The sequence below is a fragment of the Streptomyces sp. NRRL S-1813 genome (assembly GCF_000719605.1).
Taxonomy (GTDB): Bacteria; Actinomycetota; Actinomycetes; order Streptomycetales; family Streptomycetaceae; genus Streptomyces; species Streptomyces decoyicus.
In genome coordinates this window covers 1-16065 of sequence record NZ_JOHB01000001.1, presented here as the reverse complement: position 1 = coordinate 16065, position 16065 = coordinate 1, and the positions used below count along the sequence as shown (strand labels likewise).

Here is a 16065-nt window from a genome sequence, read left to right as displayed (position 1 = left end):
GCAGTCACGGCTCCTTGTGTGCGGTGGGTGAGGTGCGGGTGGTGCGCGTACGGAGGAGGCCGGCCGGGCCGGGGTCAGCCCGCGTCCGCCACGGCCTCCCCGTCCGCGGCCGTCTCGGCCACGACGGCCAGCAGCGCCCCCACCTCGACCTGCTGCCCCGGGCCGACGGGGAGTGCGGTGAGGGTGCCGGCGGCCGGTGCGGTGATCTTGTGTTCCATCTTCATCGCCTCCAGCCACAGCAGCGGCTGCCCCGCCGCCACCCGGGCGCCCTCGGTGAGGCCCTCCGCGATCCGGACGACCGTGCCGGGCATCGGCGCCAGCAGCGAGCCGGGCTCCGAACGGGCGGTGGGATCGGGGAAGCGGGGCAGTGCGGTGAACGCGCAGGAGGCGGGTGCGGTGGCGCCCCCGCCGGGCGCGGGGGGAGCGTCGACATGGACCCGGTCGCCGTAGCGGGCGACCGCGAACTGCCGTCGCAGCCCGTCGGCTTCGAGCACCACCTCGTCCGGTCCGAGAGCCAGCAGCCGTACGCCCGGGAAGCCCTCGGCCGACAGCCCGTCCCGGCCGAGCCGGTAGCGGATCTCGTACTCGGTGCCGGCGCAGGCGTAGGTCTTGGCCTGTGGCCCGGAGGGGACATTGCGGAAGCCGCCGAAGCGGGAGCGGCCGTGTGCGTCGGCGAGCGCGGCGGCGAGCGCGAAGACGCCCGTCCCGTCGGCGGCCGCCTCGGTCAGCGCGGGAAGGTTGCGGTCGTAGAAGCCGGTGTCCAGCGCGCCGGGGTCGGTGAACTCCGGGTGGCGCAGGGACCGTACGAGCAGCTCGCGGTTGGTGACGGGGCCGTGGATGCGGGCCCGCTCCAGGGCGCCCGCCAGCTTCCGTACGGCCTCGTCCCGGCTCGGCGCCCAGGCGATGACCTTGGCCAGCATCGGGTCGTAGTGGACGCCGATGGTGTCGCCGTCGGTCACACCGGAGTCCAGCCGGACGCCGTGGGGCAGCGCCAGCCGGTGCAGGGTGCCGGTCTGCGGCTGCCAGCCGGCCGCCGGGTCCTCCGCGTACAGCCGCGCCTCGACGGCATGGCCGTGCGGCCGCGGCGGTTCGGCGTCCAGGGGGCGGCCCTCGGCGACGGTCAGCTGGAGGGCGACCAGGTCGAGGCCGAAGACCGCCTCGGTGACCGGGTGCTCGACCTGGAGGCGGGTGTTCATCTCCAGGAAGTACGCCCGGCCGTCCGCGGAGACCAGGAACTCCACGGTGCCCGCGCCGCGGTAGCCGATGGCGCGGGCGGCCTGCTCCGCGGCCCGGTGGAGGGTGCTGCGCAGCTCGTCGGAGAGGCCGGGGGCCGGGGCCTCCTCGATGACCTTCTGGTGGCGGCGCTGGAGGGAGCAGTCGCGGGTGCCGAGCGTCCAGACCGTCCCGTGCGCATCGGCGAGGATCTGCACCTCGACATGGCGCCCGCCCACGACATACGGCTCGACGAACACCTCCCCGTCCCCGAACGCGGAGGCCGCCTCGGCGGCCGCCGCCTTCAACTCTTCTTCGAGAGCGTCCAGTTCCTCGACCACCCGCATACCGCGGCCGCCGCCGCCCGCCGCCGCCTTCACCAGCAGCGGCAGATCGGCCCCGGTGGCCCGCCCGGGGTCGACGGGGGCCAGCAGCGGCACCCCGGCCCCCGCCATCAGCTCCTTGGCCCGCGTCTTGGACGCCATGGCCTCGATGGCGGCGGGCGGCGGCCCGATCCAGGCCAGGCCCGCTTCGGCCACCGCCGCGGCGAAGGCGGCGTTCTCGGAGAGGAAGCCGTAGCCGGGGTGGACCGCGTCGGCTCCGGCGGCCCGCGCGGCCCGCACCAGCAGATCGCCGCGCAGATAGGTGTCGGCCGGGGCGTCGCCCGGGAGCCGTACGGCGGTGTCCGCCTCGCGGACGTGCGGTGCGCCCGCATCCGCGTCCGAGTGCACGGCGACTGTGGAGATGCCCAGCTCACGGCACGTGCGGAAGACCCGCCGGGCTATTTCGCCGCGGTTGGCGACAAGTACGGAACGGATCACTTCTGCCTCACATCCGGAAGATGCCGAAGCCGCCCCGCGCGCCCTCGACCGGGGCGTTGTGGAGGGCGGACAGACACAGGCCGAGGACGGTTCGGGTGTCGCGCGGGTCGATGACGCCGTCGTCGTAGAGGCGCCCCGACAGGAACATCGGCAGCGACTCCGACTCGATCTGCTGCTCGACCATGGCGCGCAGCCCGGCGTCCGCCTCGTCGTCGTACGGCTGTCCCTTGGCGGCGGCCGACGCGCGGGCGACGATCGAGAGCACCCCGGCCAGCTGCTGCGGCCCCATGACGGCGGACTTGGCGCTCGGCCAGGCGAACAGGAAACGGGGGTCGAAGGCGCGGCCGCACATGCCGTAGTGCCCGGCGCCGTAGGAGGCGCCCATGAGGACGGACAGGTGCGGGACCTTCGAGTTCGACACCGCATTGATCATCATCGCGCCGTGTTTGATGATGCCGCCCTGCTCGTACTCCTTGCCGACCATGTAGCCGGTGGTGTTGTGGAGGAAGAGCAGCGGGATGTCGCGCTGGTTGGCCAGCTGGATGAACTGTGCGGCCTTCTGGGACTCCTCGCTGAACAGCACGCCCTGGGCGTTGGCGAGGATGCCGACCGGGTAGCCGTGCAGCTCGGCCCAGCCGGTCGCCAGGCTCGGCCCGTAGAGCGGCTTGAACTCGTCGAAGTCCGAGCCGTCCACGATCCGGGCGATGACCTCGCGCGGGTCGAACGGTGCCTTGAGGTCGCCGGGGACGATGCCGAGCAGTTCGCCCTCGTCGTACTTCGGCGGCGCCGCCGGGGCCGGGTCGTCCTGCGCCTTGCGCCAGTTGAGGCGGGCGACCACCCGCCGGGCCTGGCGCAGCGCGTCCGGCTCGTCCACCGCGAAGTAGTCCGCGAGCCCGGAGGTGCGGGCGTGCATCTCGGCGCCGCCCAGCGACTCGTCGTCGCTCTCCTCGCCGGTCGCCATCTTCACCAGCGGCGGCCCGCCCAGGAACACCTTCGCGCGCTCCTTGACCATGATCACGTGGTCGGACATCCCGGGGACGTACGCGCCGCCCGCCGTCGAGTTGCCGAAGACCACGGCGACGGTCGGGATGCCGGCCGCGGACAGCCGGGTGAGGTCCTTGAACAGCGCCCCGCCCGGGATGAAGATCTCCTTCTGGCTGGGCAGATCGGCGCCGCCGGACTCGACGAGCGAGATCACCGGCAGCCGGTTGGCGAACGCGATCTCGTTGGCCCGCAGCGCCTTCTTCAGCGTCCAGGGGTTGCTGGCGCCGCCGCGCACCGTCGGGTCGTTGGCGGTGATCAGGCACTCCACGCCCGCGACCGTGCCGATGCCGGTGACCAGCGAGGCACCGACCTGATAGTCGCTGCCCCAGGCCGCGAGCGGCGACAGCTCCAGGAACGGCGTATCGGGGTCGAGGAGCAGCTCGATCCGCTCCCGGGCGAGCAGCTTGCCGCGCCCCCGGTGCCGGGCGACGTACTTCTCCCCGCCGCCCGCGGTCGCCTTCGCATGTTCGGCGTCGACCTCCGCGAGCTTCGCGAGCATCGCCTCACGACGCTCCGCGTACTCGGCACCCGCCGGGTCGAGCCCGGTTGCGAGCACGGTCACCACAACACCTCCGGTATGTCCATGTGCCGCGCGCGCAGCCACTCCCCCACGGCCTTGGCCTGCGGATCGAACCGGGCCTGGGCCGCGACGCCCTCGCCGAGCAGCCCGTCGACGACGAAGTTGAGCGCGCGCAGATTCGGCAGTACGTGCCGGTCGACGGGCAGACCGGCGGTCTCCGGCAGCAGTTCCCTGAACCGCTCGACGGTCAGCTCGTGCGCCAGCCACCGCCAGGCCTGGTCGGTACGGGCCCACACCCCGACGTTCGCCGAGCCGCCCTTGTCGCCGCTGCGGGCGCCGGCGACCCGGCCGAGCGGCCCACGCCGGGTGGCCCCGGCGGGCAGCGGCGCGGGGAGCGGCGGATCGGACACCCTCTCCAACTCCCGTGTTTTTGCAGGCAGTTGGCTGCTGATCCGGGTGCCGTCCGCCAGTACGGCCAGATGCGGCACCTCGGCCGCGTCCACCGCCACCGCCTCGAAGACCCCGTAGGGGGTGCCCTTACCGGGCGGCGCGGTGACATGGAAGCCGGGGTAGCTGGCCAGCGCCAGCTCGATCGCGGCGCCGCTGACCACCCGCCCCACCGCATCCTGGTCGGCGTCCCGCACCACCAGCCGCAGCAGTGCGCTCGCCTCCTCCTGGATGTCCGCGTCGTCCCGGTCGGTGCGGGCCAGCGTCCAGCGCACCTCGGCCGGGCGGTTCCCCGCCGCGTCGAAGGCCGCCTCCATCTGCCGGCGGACCAGCACGGCCTTGGCCGTCACCTCCAGCCCGGTCAGGACGAAGGTGACCTCGTTGCGCCAGCCGCCGAGCCGGGTCAGCCCGGTTTTGAGGGTCGGCGGCGGCGCCTCGCCGCGCACCCCGTCGATCCGGACCCGGTCCGGCCCGTCCTCCATCAACCGCACGGTGTCCAGCCGCGCCGTCACATCCGGCCCTGCGTAGCGGGCGCCGGACGTCTCGTACAGCAGCTGGGCGGTGACCGTGCCGGTGGTGACCGCGCCGCCGGTCCCCGGATGTTTGGTGATCACCGAGCTGCCGTCGGCGGCGATCTCGGCGAGCGGGAAGCCGGGCCGCAGCAGGTCGTGATCACCGAAGAAGGAGTAGTTGCCGCCCGTGGCCTGGGTGCCGCATTCGAGGACATGCCCGGCGACCACCGCCCCCGCCAGCTGGTCCAGATCCTCGGGCCGCCAGCCGAAGTGCGCCTGGGCCGCGCCGCTGACCAGCGCGGCATCGGTGACCCGCCCGGTCACCACCACATCGGCACCGGCCCGCAGACACGCCGCGATCCCCCCGCCGCCCAGGTAGGCATTGGCGGTCAGCACGCCTTCACCCCACCCCCCGCGCGCCAGCAGGTCATCGCCTTCCACATGCGCCACACGGACGGACACCCCGACCTTGTCCGCCAACTCCCTTACGGCATCGGCGAGTCCGGCCGGATTCAGCCCGCCCGCGTTGGTGACGATCCGTACGCCGCGCTCGACGGCCAGCCCGAGCCCGTCCTCCAGCTGCCGCAGAAAGGTCTTGGCGTAGCCGCGGGCGGGGTCCTTCAGACGGTCCCGGCCGAGGATCAGCATGGTCAGCTCGGCGAGATAGTCGCCGGTCAGGACGTCCAGGGGGCCGCCGGTGAGCATCTCGCGCAGCGCATCGAAGCGGTCGCCGTAGAAGCCGGAGGCGTTGCCGATGCGGAGGGTGGCGGGGTCGGAGCCTATGGGGCGTGGGGGCGTGGTGCTTTCCATGGGGTGCGTGGCGTGTGCGGAGCTGTCGATGGCGCGTGGGGGCGTGGTGCTGTTGCTGGGGTGCGTGGCGCGTGCGGGGCTGCCGTCGCTCACGAGGCGGCACCCTTCCCCGACGGCTCGCGGCCCTTCCCCGGCGGGCCCGCGAAGGCCTGGGCGATCCCCAGCCACCGGTCCGCGTCCGCCCCTTCCGCCCGCAGGGAGGGCAGGTCGGCACGGTGCGCCCGCTGGGTCACCAGCAGACAGAACTCCACTGCCTCACCGGTCACCCGCTGCGCAGCGTCCGGCGGCCCGTACTCCCACACCGTGCCGTCCGGCGCCCGCAGCTCGACCCGGAACTCCTCGTCGGGCGGGGTGAGTTGATGCGTCGCATAGGCGAAGTTGCGGGTCCGTACGCCGATTCGGGCGATATGCCGCAGCCGGGCGGTGGGGAGCCGGGCGGCACCCAGCGCATCGGCGACGTCCTGCCCGTGCGCCCAGGTCTCCATCAGCCGCGCGGTGGCCATCGACGCCACGCTCATCGGCGGGCCGTACCAGGGCAGTTTCTCGCCCGTCGGGCGTGCGGCGAGCGCCCGCAGCAGCTCTTCACGGCCGTCGCGCCACCCGGCGAGCAGTTCGGCGGGCGACACCTTCGCCCCCGCCTCGGCAGCCTCGTCGACGAAGGTCAGAGGCGAGGCGAGCGCCTCCTGCGCGGCCCGCAGGAACCCCTCCGGGTCGGTGGCCGAGAGCAGCGCCTGCCGGTCGGTCCAGGCCAGATGGGCGATCTGATGGCTGACGGTCCAGCCCTCGGCGGGCGTCGGGGCCGCCCAGCGCTCGGCCGGCAGCCCGGCGACCAGCGCGTCCAGCTCCTCGCTCTCCGCCCTGAGATCCGCCAGTACGGCGCCGGGATCGGACACGCGACACTCCCCTCATCAGCCCCATGTGGCCGACGGCCAGGGCAGGTTGGCAGGTGCTGTGGTGCGGTACGGGTCCGAGAGTGGCAGCGTGGCAAGAAACAATCAAGCACGCCTGCATGATTTTCTGTCCCGCCGATGCCTTTGCGACATGGCCGCTGAGGCGATGCCGCGCCGCCGAGGGGCAGGGCGGTCGAGTGCGGCAGGCGAGGGCGCGCCCGTGAGGCAGGCGGGGGCGCGCCCTGGAGCAGGGTGCGCCCCCGCCTGGGGGCGAGGGTGCGTCCCCGTCTAGCGACGAGGGCGTGCCGTCACGGCTGCGCGACAGCGGGCGGTGTGGCCGCAGGGAGCAACGCGGCTCACCTCACCGCGAGCCCGCCGCAGGGAACAACACGGCCCACCTCAGTGCGAGCCCGCCGTCGCGCTCCGTACCGCCCCCACACTCGCGACCACGACCAGCCCGATGGCCAGCACCTCTGCCCAGCCCAGTGCCTGGTGCAGTACGAGAAAGCCGGCGGTGGCCGCGGCGGCCGGCTCCAGGCTCATCATCACGGCGAAGCCGGAGGCCGGGAGCTTGCGCAGGGCGAGGAGTTCCAGGGTGTAGGGCATCACGGACGACATCAGGGCGACCGCGGCGCCGAGCCCCAGCATGACCGGGTCGAGCAGGGCGCTGCCCGCACTGACGATGCCGAACGGCAGGCTGAGCAGCGCCGCGACAGTCATCGCCAGCGCCAGCCCGTCCGCCTGCGGGAAGCGCTGCCCCGTACGGGCGGAGAGCAGGATGTACGCGGCCCACAGGCCACCGGCCGCCAGCGCGAACGCGGCGCCGGTGAGGTTGAGCCCGTCGAACCCTTCGCGCCCCAGCAGCACCACGCCACCCAGCGCCAGCGCCGCCCACACCAGACTCAGCAGCCTGCGTGAGGTCGCCACCGACAGGATCAGCGGCCCGAGGAACTCCAAGGTGACCGCGGCACCCAGCGGAATGCGGTCGATCGCCTGGTAGAAGAGCGAGTTCATACCGGCCAGCGCGACGCCGAAGGCGAGCACCGTGGCCCAGTCACCCCGCGAGTGGCCCCGCAGTCTGGGACGGCAGACGATCAGCAGCACCAACGAGGCGGCGACCAGCCGCAGCGTGACCACGCCCAGCGCACCGGCCCGCGGGAACAGCAGCACCGCCACCGACGAGCCGAATTGCAGCGAGACGATCCCGCCGATGACCAGCGCCACCGACACGATCCGCCCGCGCGCACCCGCCGGCCCGGGGGTCCCGGCCTGGGCCTCGGCCGTCAGTACCTCGGGCGAGGGCGGGACGGGATGCGGAATCCCCCCGTCACCGGCAGGCACGGTCTGGACGGGAGGGGCAGGGATACGGCCATCGGGGCTCTCGGGCGAAGCGTTCACGCCACCACGCTACGGGGCCTTCTTCCGGTCCGTGAAATGCCTTTTCCCCTGTTGTTATGCTCCGCACGCATGAGCATCGAGCTGCGTCATTTCCGTTGCTTTCTCGCCATCGCCGACACCCTGAGCATCACCCGCGCCGCCGAGCGCCTGCATCTGACCCAGCCGGCCGTCTCCCGCACCCTGCGCCAGCTGGAACAGGAAATGGGCACCCACCTCGTCGACCGCTCCACCCACCACCTCGCGCTCACCCCCGACGGCCTCTCCTTCCGCGACCAGGCCGCGATCGCGGTGACCGCCTTCGACCGGGCGCTCGGCCACGCACACCACACCGCCTGGCCCCTGCGCCTGGGCCACGCCTGGTCGGCCGCCGGTACGGACACCACCGCCCTGCTGCGCCGCTGGCAGGAGGAGCACCCGGAAACCCCGCTCGAACTCCTCCGCATCGATGACCGCACGGCCGGCCTCGCCCGCGGCGACGTGGACGCCGCCCTGCTGCGCGGCGAGGTCCGTGCCCCCGGCCTGATCACCGAGCAGCTCGTCACCGAGCCCAGGGTCGCCGGCCTTCCCGCCGACGACCCGCTCGCCCACCGCACCGCCCTCTCCCTCACCGAGCTGACCGGCCGCACCATCGCCCTCAACACCGTCTCCGGCACCACCACCCTCGACCTGTGGCCCGCGTCGGCCCGCCCCTCCTCGACGATCACCATCGGCAACACCGACGACTGGCTCGCCGCCATCACCGGCGGCCGCGCCGTGGGCGTCACCACCTCCGCCACCGCCGAAATGCACCCCCACCCGTCGATGGCCTACGTCCCCCTGACCGACGCCCCGGCCGTCCCCGTGGTCATCGCCTGGCGCGACAGCCCCGGCCATCCCCGTATCCCGGACCTGATCACCCTGGCCCACGAAGTCATGGGGAGAGGCACGGGCGGAGCCCCACCGCGCACCCGCTGAGCAAGGACGTCACTCACTGCGCGCCCCTTGAAGCGGTGCGCGCGGTGTACGCGTGGGCATGGTGTACACGTAGGCCCGGTGTACGCGTGGGTGTGGTGTACGCGCGTACGTGATGTGCTGGTGTCTGTGGTGTACGTGGTGCGTGCTCCCCCGGCGGGCGGGGTCCGGTGTGGGATGCAGCTGCCGCCTTCGCTCCATAAGCTCGTAGGAGGGAACGCTCACCGACGGGAGGAGAGGCCCACCCGGTGCCGCTCGGCGTCACACCGGATGCCGGGCCGGTTGCTCGGCGACGCATCGCTCCTGACGCCCCTGACGCCCCTGACGTGGAGTCCTTCATGACCACACCGCGGGACCTGTTGTTCGTTGCCATGGACGTGGAGTCCAGTCGCACGGTGGAGCGCGGTGACCTGTCGCTCGCGCTCGCCGGAGCCGAGCTGATCGACCTCCTGGAGGCGCAAGCCGTCAGCCTGGACGGCGAGCGCATCGTGCCGGGCTACCGGCCGTCCGTGGCGGATCGCCTCATGGACGAAGCCGCGTCGTCGCTCGACCAGCAACCGCCGTACGAGTCGGTCGGCGACTGGCTGTGGCGCCGGGGCCGCGGCCTGGCCACGGCCTATCTCGCCGCCCTTGAGGCGGAAGGGCAGCTCACTCAGCCCCGCCGCCGCTGGATGCGCTTCCGGACCGGTGAGTTGACCCTGGCCGATACGCCCGCTCGCCGCGAGGCGGCGGACCGCTGGACCTCGGGCGAGCCCGTCCTCGTCTCCCTTGTCACGGCCCTCGGGCTCCGCGGCGAGCGGACGGACAACCCTCCGGACGTGGCCGACGAGGCGGTGGCCACCGTGCTCGCCGCCGTCCATGACGCGGTGCGAGAGCTGGAATTCGAACGCCAACGACGGGCCATCGACGAGGAGGCCTTCAGCAATATCTGGCGCGGCCCGGACGGATGACGACCGCAGGAACGGCCACGTCCGCTCTGCCCGGCCACCGCCCGGCCCTCTCTTGGACTGTGCACGTGCGAGGGCCCCTTGTGGTCCCGCCCGCTCCGGCCGTGTCCTGGCAGGGAATGGCGGCCGGGGCGGGAGTTTTCGTAAGCCGTCGCGGGTGTGACGGAACGCCGTCCTGCCGGAGGGCCGTTCAGCAATCGCGTCGGCTACTGGCCGCCCGGAACGGCGGCTCAGCCAAGCCCGTAAGCGCAGTGCGACTCCCGCACTCCTTCACGGCCTCGGCCGGTGCCTCGCACGGTGCCGGGCGATGAGGACGTGGAAGTCGGTCACCCTGTGCCTTCCCGCTACGCGCCCAGGGGTCCCGGCTCTCCCGACCGCCCCACCTCTCCCGACTCCCCCAACGCCTCCGCCAGCACCTCCGCCAGATGACGACCCGGCCGGTCGCCCAGCTGGTCGAGCTGGGTGCGGCAGGAGAAGCCGTCCGCGAGGATCTCCGTCCCCTCGGTGGAATCCCTTACGGCGGGCAGGAGTTGATCCTCGGCACAGGCGACCGAGACCTTGTAGTGGCCGCGCTCGAAGCCGAAGTTGCCGGCCAGGCCGCAGCAGCCGCCGGTCAGCCCGCCGGTGAGGCCGGCGCGTTCGCGCAGGCGGCGGTCGGCCGCGTCGCCGAGGACCGCGTGCTGGTGGCAGTGGGTCTGGCCGGCGACGGGGCGGTCGATGCGTGGGGGCTGCCAGTCAGGGGCCAGTTCTTCCAGGGCTTGCGCAAAGGTCCGTACGGCACCAGCCAGCCGGGCGGCCCGGGGATCGTCGGCCAGGAGTTCCGGCAGGTCCGTGCGCAGGGCGGCGGCGCAGCTCGGTTCGAGGACGACCAGGGGGTGGCCGTCCCGCAGCAGCGGGCTCAGGATCTCGACCGTGCGGCGCATCACCGCGCGGGCCTGGTCGAGCTGGCCGGTGGAGACATAGGTCAGGCCGCAGCACAGGGGGCGGTGGCGGCGCGGCAGGGGAAGGGTTCCGGCCTCGCGCAGGGGCGCGGTCGGCGGCAGGAGAGGGCGCAGTCCGGCGGCTTCCAGGACACGTACGGCGGACCGGCCGACCTCCGGGGAGAGGTGGTTGGTGAAGGTGTCGGGCCAGAGGATGACCGTGCGGCCGGACGGGGCCTCGGGGGCTGCTTCGGAAGGTGCCCCGTGAGCCGCCGGCTTCCGGCGGCGCCACCACCAGCGGGTGAAGGTCTCGGTGGCCAGTTGGGGGATCGGGCGCTCGGGCGCGATCCCGCCGAGGCGTTTGCCGACGGCGGCCAGCGGCGTACGGGCGAGGACGTTGAGGGCGGGTGCGGCGGGGGCCGCGGCGTGCAGCCACTGGGGGAGGCGGCCCATCGAGTAGTGCGCGGCGGGGCGCCGCCGGCCCTCGTAGTGGTGGTGCAGGAACTCCGCCTTGTAGGTGGCCATGTCGACCCCTACGGGGCAGTCGCTGCGACAGCCCTTGCAGGACAGGCAGAGGTCGAGGGCGTCACGTACCTCCGGTGACTGCCAGCCGTCCGTGATCACCTCGCCGGCCAGCATCTCGTGCAGCAGACGGGCCCGGCCGCGGGTGGAGTGCTGCTCCTCCCCGGTGGCGCGGAAGGACGGGCACATGACGTCCGTCGAGCCCGGACCGGTCGCGGCATTACGGCACTTGGCGACGCCGACACAGCGCCGTACGGCCGCGGAGAAGTCGCCGTTGTCGTGCGGGTAGCCGAACTCGACCGGGACCGGGCGCTCGGGCAGCACCTCGAAGCGGAGGTTCTCGTCGAGCCGGGCGGGGCGGACGAGCATGCCGGGGTTGAGACCGGCGGCCGGGTCCCAGAGCGACTTGAAGCGTTCGAAGAGGCCGACGAGTTCGGGGCCGTACATCTTCGGGAGCAGTTCGGCGCGGGCCTGGCCGTCGCCGTGCTCGCCGGAGAGCGAACCGCCGTGCGCCACCACCAGTTCGCCCAGGTCGTAGGAGAACTCCCGGAAGCGGCGGATGCCGGGCGCGGTCAGCAGGTCGAAGTCGATACGGACGTGGATGCAGCCGTCGCCGAAGTGCCCGTAGGGGGTGCCGCGCAGGCCGTGCTGGGTCAGCAGGGCGCGGAAGTCCCGCAGATACGGGCCGAGCCGGGCGGGTGGTACGGCGCAGTCCTCCCAGCCGGGCCAGGCCTCGGAGCCGTCGGGCATCCGGGTCGCGGTGCCGGAGGCGTCCTCGCGGATCCGCCACAGGGTGCGCTGGTCGGCCGGGTCCGTGACGAGGGTGTGGTCGGTGGCGCCGTCCGCGGCCGCCGCCCGGCAGAGCGCCTCGGCCCGCGCCGCCGCTTCACCGGGGCTTGCGCCGCCCATCTCCACGAACAGCCAGGCGCCGCCCTTGGGCAGTCCGGCCGCGTCGCCCACCAGGTCGGCGGCCATTCCCTCGACGGTCATCGGGCGGTGCGGCAGCAGGGTGTGGGCGGCCTCGGCCGCCGCGCTCTCGTCGGGGTAGCCGAGGACGGCGAGGGCCCGCGCCGCCGGGGTCTCCACCAGCCGTACGGTCGCCTCGGTCAGTACGCCGAGGGTGCCCTCGCTGCCGGTGAGGGCGCGGGCGAGGTCGGTGCCCGCTTCCGGCAGCAGCGCGTCCAGCGCGTAGCCGGAGATCCGGCGGGGGAGGTCGGGGTAGCCGGTGCGCAGCAGCGCCAGCTCCCCGTCGACCAGGGCCTTGACGCCGTCCCGCAGCCGCGGGGGCAGTCCGGTCGGGGCTCCGGTGGGGCCCGTACCGCGGCCGGCCCGCACCTGCTCGCCGCCGTACGTCAGCAGCTCCAGCTCGCGGACGCTGTCGGCGGTGGTGCCCCAGACCACCGAGTGCGAGCCGCAGGAGTTGTTGCCGATCATGCCGCCGAGGGTGCAGCGGCTGTGGGTGGAAGGGTCGGGTCCGAAGGTCAGTCCGTGCGCTCCGGCCGCCGCCCGCAGGTCGTCCAGGACGACGCCGGGCTGGACGACGGCGGTGCGGGCGGCGGCGTCCAGCGACACGATCCGCCGCATGTGCCGGGTGAAGTCCAGCACCACGCCGACTCCGGTCGCCTGCCCGGCGATGCTGGTCCCGCCGCCGCGCGGCACCACCGGCACGCCGTGCTCCCGGCACACCCGCAGCGCCGCCGCGACGTCCTCGGCGTCCTTGGGCGCGACCACCGCTCTGGGCACCCGCCGGTAATTGGACGCGTCCATCGTCATCAGTGCCCGGTCGGCCGCGGCGAACGAGACCTCCCCCCGTACCGCGGCCGCCAACTCATCCGCCAGGTTCCGCTTCTCCGTCTCCGTACGATCAGCCATGTCTCCAGCCTGCCCACTGGGGCGGGTTCATGGGGCATCGGCAGGCCGGTGCGTGGGGGAGGTTGACCGGGCCGGGAGGGGACAGCGGTGAGGGGACAGGGTGAGGGGTTCAGTCGCGGACGGGGGTGTCGGCGGCCGGTGTGCGGTCGGCCGGTGTGCGGTCGGCCGGTGAACGGTCGGCCGCGGCGGCCCCGGACGGGTGGAAGCGGAAGACGTTCTCCGGGTCGAGGTGGGCCTTGAGCCCGGCCAGCCGCGGGTGCGCGTCGGCGTCGTGGACACTGCGCGCCACCTCCGCGGCGTCCGGCCGCTCCCCGTGCGGGCCGAAGAGGAAGTTCACGCTGCGGCCGATCCGCCAGGGCGCGACGGCCGCCAGCGCCTCGGCGTGCAGCGCCCGTACGGTCGCGAGGGCGGCGCCGGGCCCGTCGGAGGCGGCCTCACCGGAGCCAGGACCGCCGTCACCGGGCCCGACCGCACCGAGGTCGCCGTCACCGAGGTCGTCTCCCCTATCGGCACCGAGGTCATCGCCCGCCTCGGCTCCGGGCAGCGGTGACAGCAGCCGCAGCGCGAACCGGGCGTCCCGGTGGCCGACGGAACCGGCCGCCTCCTCCGGCCCGCCCCGCTTCGCCATCGCACCCCCGAGATGGTTGAGCTGGAGTACGCACATCGTCGGCGCGGCCGGCCCGGTCAGCGCGGCCACCCGGTGCAGCGCCGCCGCGTCCAGCCCGCTGAGCAGCGCGTTGTCTCCGTCATAGGCATGCGGATCGCTCGGGTCCCGGTGGATGGTGTGCGAGTCGGCGTACGGCATCTCGCGCAGCTCGTCGCTCACCCGCGGCCCCACCGCCCGCAGCGGCGCCACCAGCCGCTCGCCCTCCTCCGCGCTCCCCGTATAGGCGATCCGGATCTGCGCGAGGTAGCGGCCGCGCAGCGGCTCGGGCAGCTGCGGAAGGTCCGGGTACGCGATCAGCGCGAGCGACGACGTCAGCTCGTCCGGCACGGTCTCGGTCCAGCGCAGATACGCCGCCAGCGCCTCGTCGATCCGCTCGCCGCCGAACACCAGCTGCCCGCCGTACAGCCGGGCCACCGGCACCAGCCCGAACTCCATCGCGGTCACCACCCCGAGGCCGTGGCCACCGCCGAGCAGCGCCCGGAACAGCTCGGGATCGCTGTCCGCCGTGACGTGCAGCTGCCGCGCGTCGGCGGTGACGAGGTCGACGGACCGCACCTGGTCGGCGGCGAAGCCATAGGTACGGGCCAGCACCCCGACACCGCCCCCGAGGGTGTAGGAGATGACGCCGACACCCGGGGAGGAGCCGTTGAGCGGCGCGAGCCCGTACGGGGCCGCCGCCTCGACGACCTGTCCCCAGACGACGCCCGCCTCGGCCCGCGCGGTACGCGCCGCCGCGTCCACCCGCACCCCGGACATCCGCCGCGTACTGATCAGCAGCCCGCCGTCAGTTGCCGCGGACAGCCCGTGCCCGGTGGCCTGTACGGCGACCGGCAGCCCCTGGGCGCGGGCGAAGCGCACCGCGGCGACGACGTCCCCGGCGCACTCCGCCCCGACGATCACGTCCGGCCGGTGCCGGTACGCCCGCTGGAATCCGGACCGCTCGGCGTCGTATCCCGCGTCGCCGGGGACGAGGACCGGGCCGCGGGTCTGCCGTACGAGCTCGGCGAGTGCGGCAGGAGTCGGAGGGGTGTGGGAAGTGGTGTTGGGAGTTGCGGGAGTGGCGGGGGCCGTCGTGACACCCGTGCGGCCACCGGGGCCGCCGGGGCCGCCGGGCCGGGCCCCAGGGGCCTGACGCGTGTGACGGGTGTGACGGCTCTGTCGGGTGCGCGGTGTGCGGTCATTGCTCTCCATGCCGCGCACTCTGCCGCGATAACTTGACACCCGCCGTCATATTTAAATGTGCCTGTGAAAGCGGACCGGCTCCTCTCGATCCTCCTGCTCCTCCAGACCCGCGGCCGGGTGCCGGCCGGGGAGCTCGCCGAGCGGCTGGAGGTCTCCACCCGGACCGTCTACCGCGACATCGAGTCGCTGTCGGCGTCCGGGGTGCCGGTCTATGCCGAACGCGGCCGGCACGGCGGGATCGCGCTGCTGCCCGGCTTCCGCACGGACGTCACGGGCCTGACCACCGACGAGGCACGCGCCCTGTTCATCCTGGCCGCGCAGGGCGCACACGCCGCCCTCGGTCTGGACGAGGCGCTCGGCTCGGCACTGCGCAAGGTGATGGCCGCGCTGCCCGCCCCGCACCGCCCGGCCGCGGAACTGGCCGGCAGCCGCATCCTGGTCGACCCGGACCGGTGGATGGGCGGCCCCCGCCCCGCCGTGGACCTCGGCATCCTTCATACGGCGGTCTTCACCGACCTCCGGCTCCGTATCCGCTACCGGCACAGCGGCGAGACCCGGCTGCGTACCTACACCGTCGACCCCTACGGGCTCGTGGCCAAGGCCGGCACCTGGTACCTCGTCGCGGACCGGCGCGGCAGACCGCAGCTCTTCCGGGCCGACCGGGTGGCGTCGGCCACCCTCACCGACGTCCCGGTACGCCGCCGCGCGGGCGTGGCGCTCGCGGAGGTCTGGCAGCAGTTGCGGCGCCAGGTGGAGGACCGGCCCGCGGACGTACGGGTGACCGCCCGGATCCGCCGCGACCGGCTCGACCTCGCCGTACGGATCCTCGGCGGGGCACTGACCGGTCCGCCCCGTACGGGCGACGGCGAGGACGCCGGAGACGGCGAGGACCCCAGGCACGAGGCCGGCGCCGGGGGCGGCGAGGACGCCGGGAACGAGGCCGGCCCCGGGGCCGGCAAGGGCACCGGAAACGACTGGGCCACTCTCAACCTGGCCTACCCGGTCCTCCCCGCCGTCCGTCAACTGCTCCAGTTCGGCGACTCCCTCGAAGTGCTCGACCCGCCCGAGGCCCGGCAGATGATGGCCGAGGCCGCCGCCGCCCTCACCGCCGTCTACGCGGCGGACGCCCCGTCCGCATGAGCGGGTGGCACTCCGCCCCGGCCGTCCGCCGGACGGGCGGCTGACGTCTCACCCGCTGGACGCGCCGCCGGGCCCCGCAGCGCGACGGATTAGGCTTCCCCCGTGGCTGATATCCAGATTCCCGCTGACATCAAGCCCGCCGACGGACGCTTCGGCGCGGGCCCCTCCAAGGTGCGTACGGAGGCGCTCGGCGCCCTCGCCGCCACCGGT

General features: G+C 73.8%; 10 protein-coding genes. 3 read left to right on the top strand and 7 right to left on the bottom strand.

Annotation, left to right across the window (positions count from 1 at the left end):
• Positions 1-74 precede the first annotated feature (74 nt).
• The 5 genes from IF67_RS0100055 to IF67_RS0100035 all read right to left on the bottom strand — a co-directional run bounded on the left by IF67_RS0100055 (position 75) and on the right by IF67_RS0100035 (position 7543).
• Positions 75-2033 carry an acetyl/propionyl/methylcrotonyl-CoA carboxylase subunit alpha gene (locus IF67_RS0100055; protein WP_037838565.1) on the bottom strand — a complete coding sequence of 653 codons (1959 nt, stop codon included), beginning with the start codon at positions 2031-2033 and terminating at the stop codon, positions 75-77.
• A 7-nt stretch (positions 2034-2040) separates the two neighbouring features.
• Complete coding sequence (locus IF67_RS0100050; protein ID WP_030981091.1) at positions 2041-3639, bottom strand: acyl-CoA carboxylase subunit beta; 1599 nt, start codon at positions 3637-3639, stop codon at positions 2041-2043.
• Positions 3636-5366: an acyclic terpene utilization AtuA family protein gene (locus tag IF67_RS0100045; RefSeq protein ID WP_051817532.1), complete on the bottom strand. Its 1731-nt coding sequence runs from the start codon at positions 5364-5366 to the stop codon at positions 3636-3638. Before IF67_RS0100045 ends, IF67_RS0100050 begins: the two co-directional genes overlap by 4 nt.
• Before the next feature lie 89 nt (positions 5367-5455).
• A complete protein-coding gene (locus IF67_RS0100040) occupies positions 5456-6259 on the bottom strand; it encodes a TIGR03084 family metal-binding protein (protein WP_030981089.1) in 804 nt (267 codons plus the stop codon).
• 396 nt (positions 6260-6655) lie between these two features.
• Positions 6656-7543 carry an EamA family transporter gene (locus tag IF67_RS0100035; protein ID WP_051817530.1) on the bottom strand — a complete coding sequence of 296 codons (888 nt, stop codon included), beginning with the start codon at positions 7541-7543 and terminating at the stop codon, positions 6656-6658.
• Positions 7544-7723: 180 nt separating this feature from the next.
• Here IF67_RS0100035 and IF67_RS0100030 point away from each other — a divergent pair, with 180 nt between their 5' ends.
• Positions 7724-8608 (top strand): LysR family transcriptional regulator, encoded by an 885-nt coding sequence (locus IF67_RS0100030; RefSeq protein WP_030981087.1) that lies wholly within the window; start codon positions 7724-7726, stop codon positions 8606-8608.
• Between the two features lie 335 nt (positions 8609-8943).
• Positions 8944-9555 carry a GOLPH3/VPS74 family protein gene (locus tag IF67_RS0100025; RefSeq protein ID WP_030981086.1) on the top strand — a complete coding sequence of 204 codons (612 nt, stop codon included), beginning with the start codon at positions 8944-8946 and terminating at the stop codon, positions 9553-9555.
• 341 nt (positions 9556-9896) lie between these two features.
• Here the strand turns inward: IF67_RS0100025 and IF67_RS0100020 are convergent, their stop codons facing one another.
• Together IF67_RS0100020 and IF67_RS38620 are read right to left on the bottom strand one after the other, a co-directional pair.
• Positions 9897-12866: an FAD-binding and (Fe-S)-binding domain-containing protein gene (locus IF67_RS0100020; protein ID WP_037838564.1), complete on the bottom strand. Its 2970-nt coding sequence runs from the start codon at positions 12864-12866 to the stop codon at positions 9897-9899.
• Between the two features lie 109 nt (positions 12867-12975).
• A complete protein-coding gene (locus tag IF67_RS38620) occupies positions 12976-14724 on the bottom strand; it encodes an FAD-binding oxidoreductase (RefSeq protein WP_078889191.1) in 1749 nt (582 codons plus the stop codon).
• 54 nt (positions 14725-14778) lie between these two features.
• On the opposite strand from IF67_RS38620, the gene IF67_RS0100010 reads away from it, so the two are divergent.
• Positions 14779-15855: a helix-turn-helix transcriptional regulator gene (locus IF67_RS0100010; RefSeq protein ID WP_030981083.1), complete on the top strand. Its 1077-nt coding sequence runs from the start codon at positions 14779-14781 to the stop codon at positions 15853-15855.
• Positions 15856-16065: the final 210 nt, after the last annotated feature.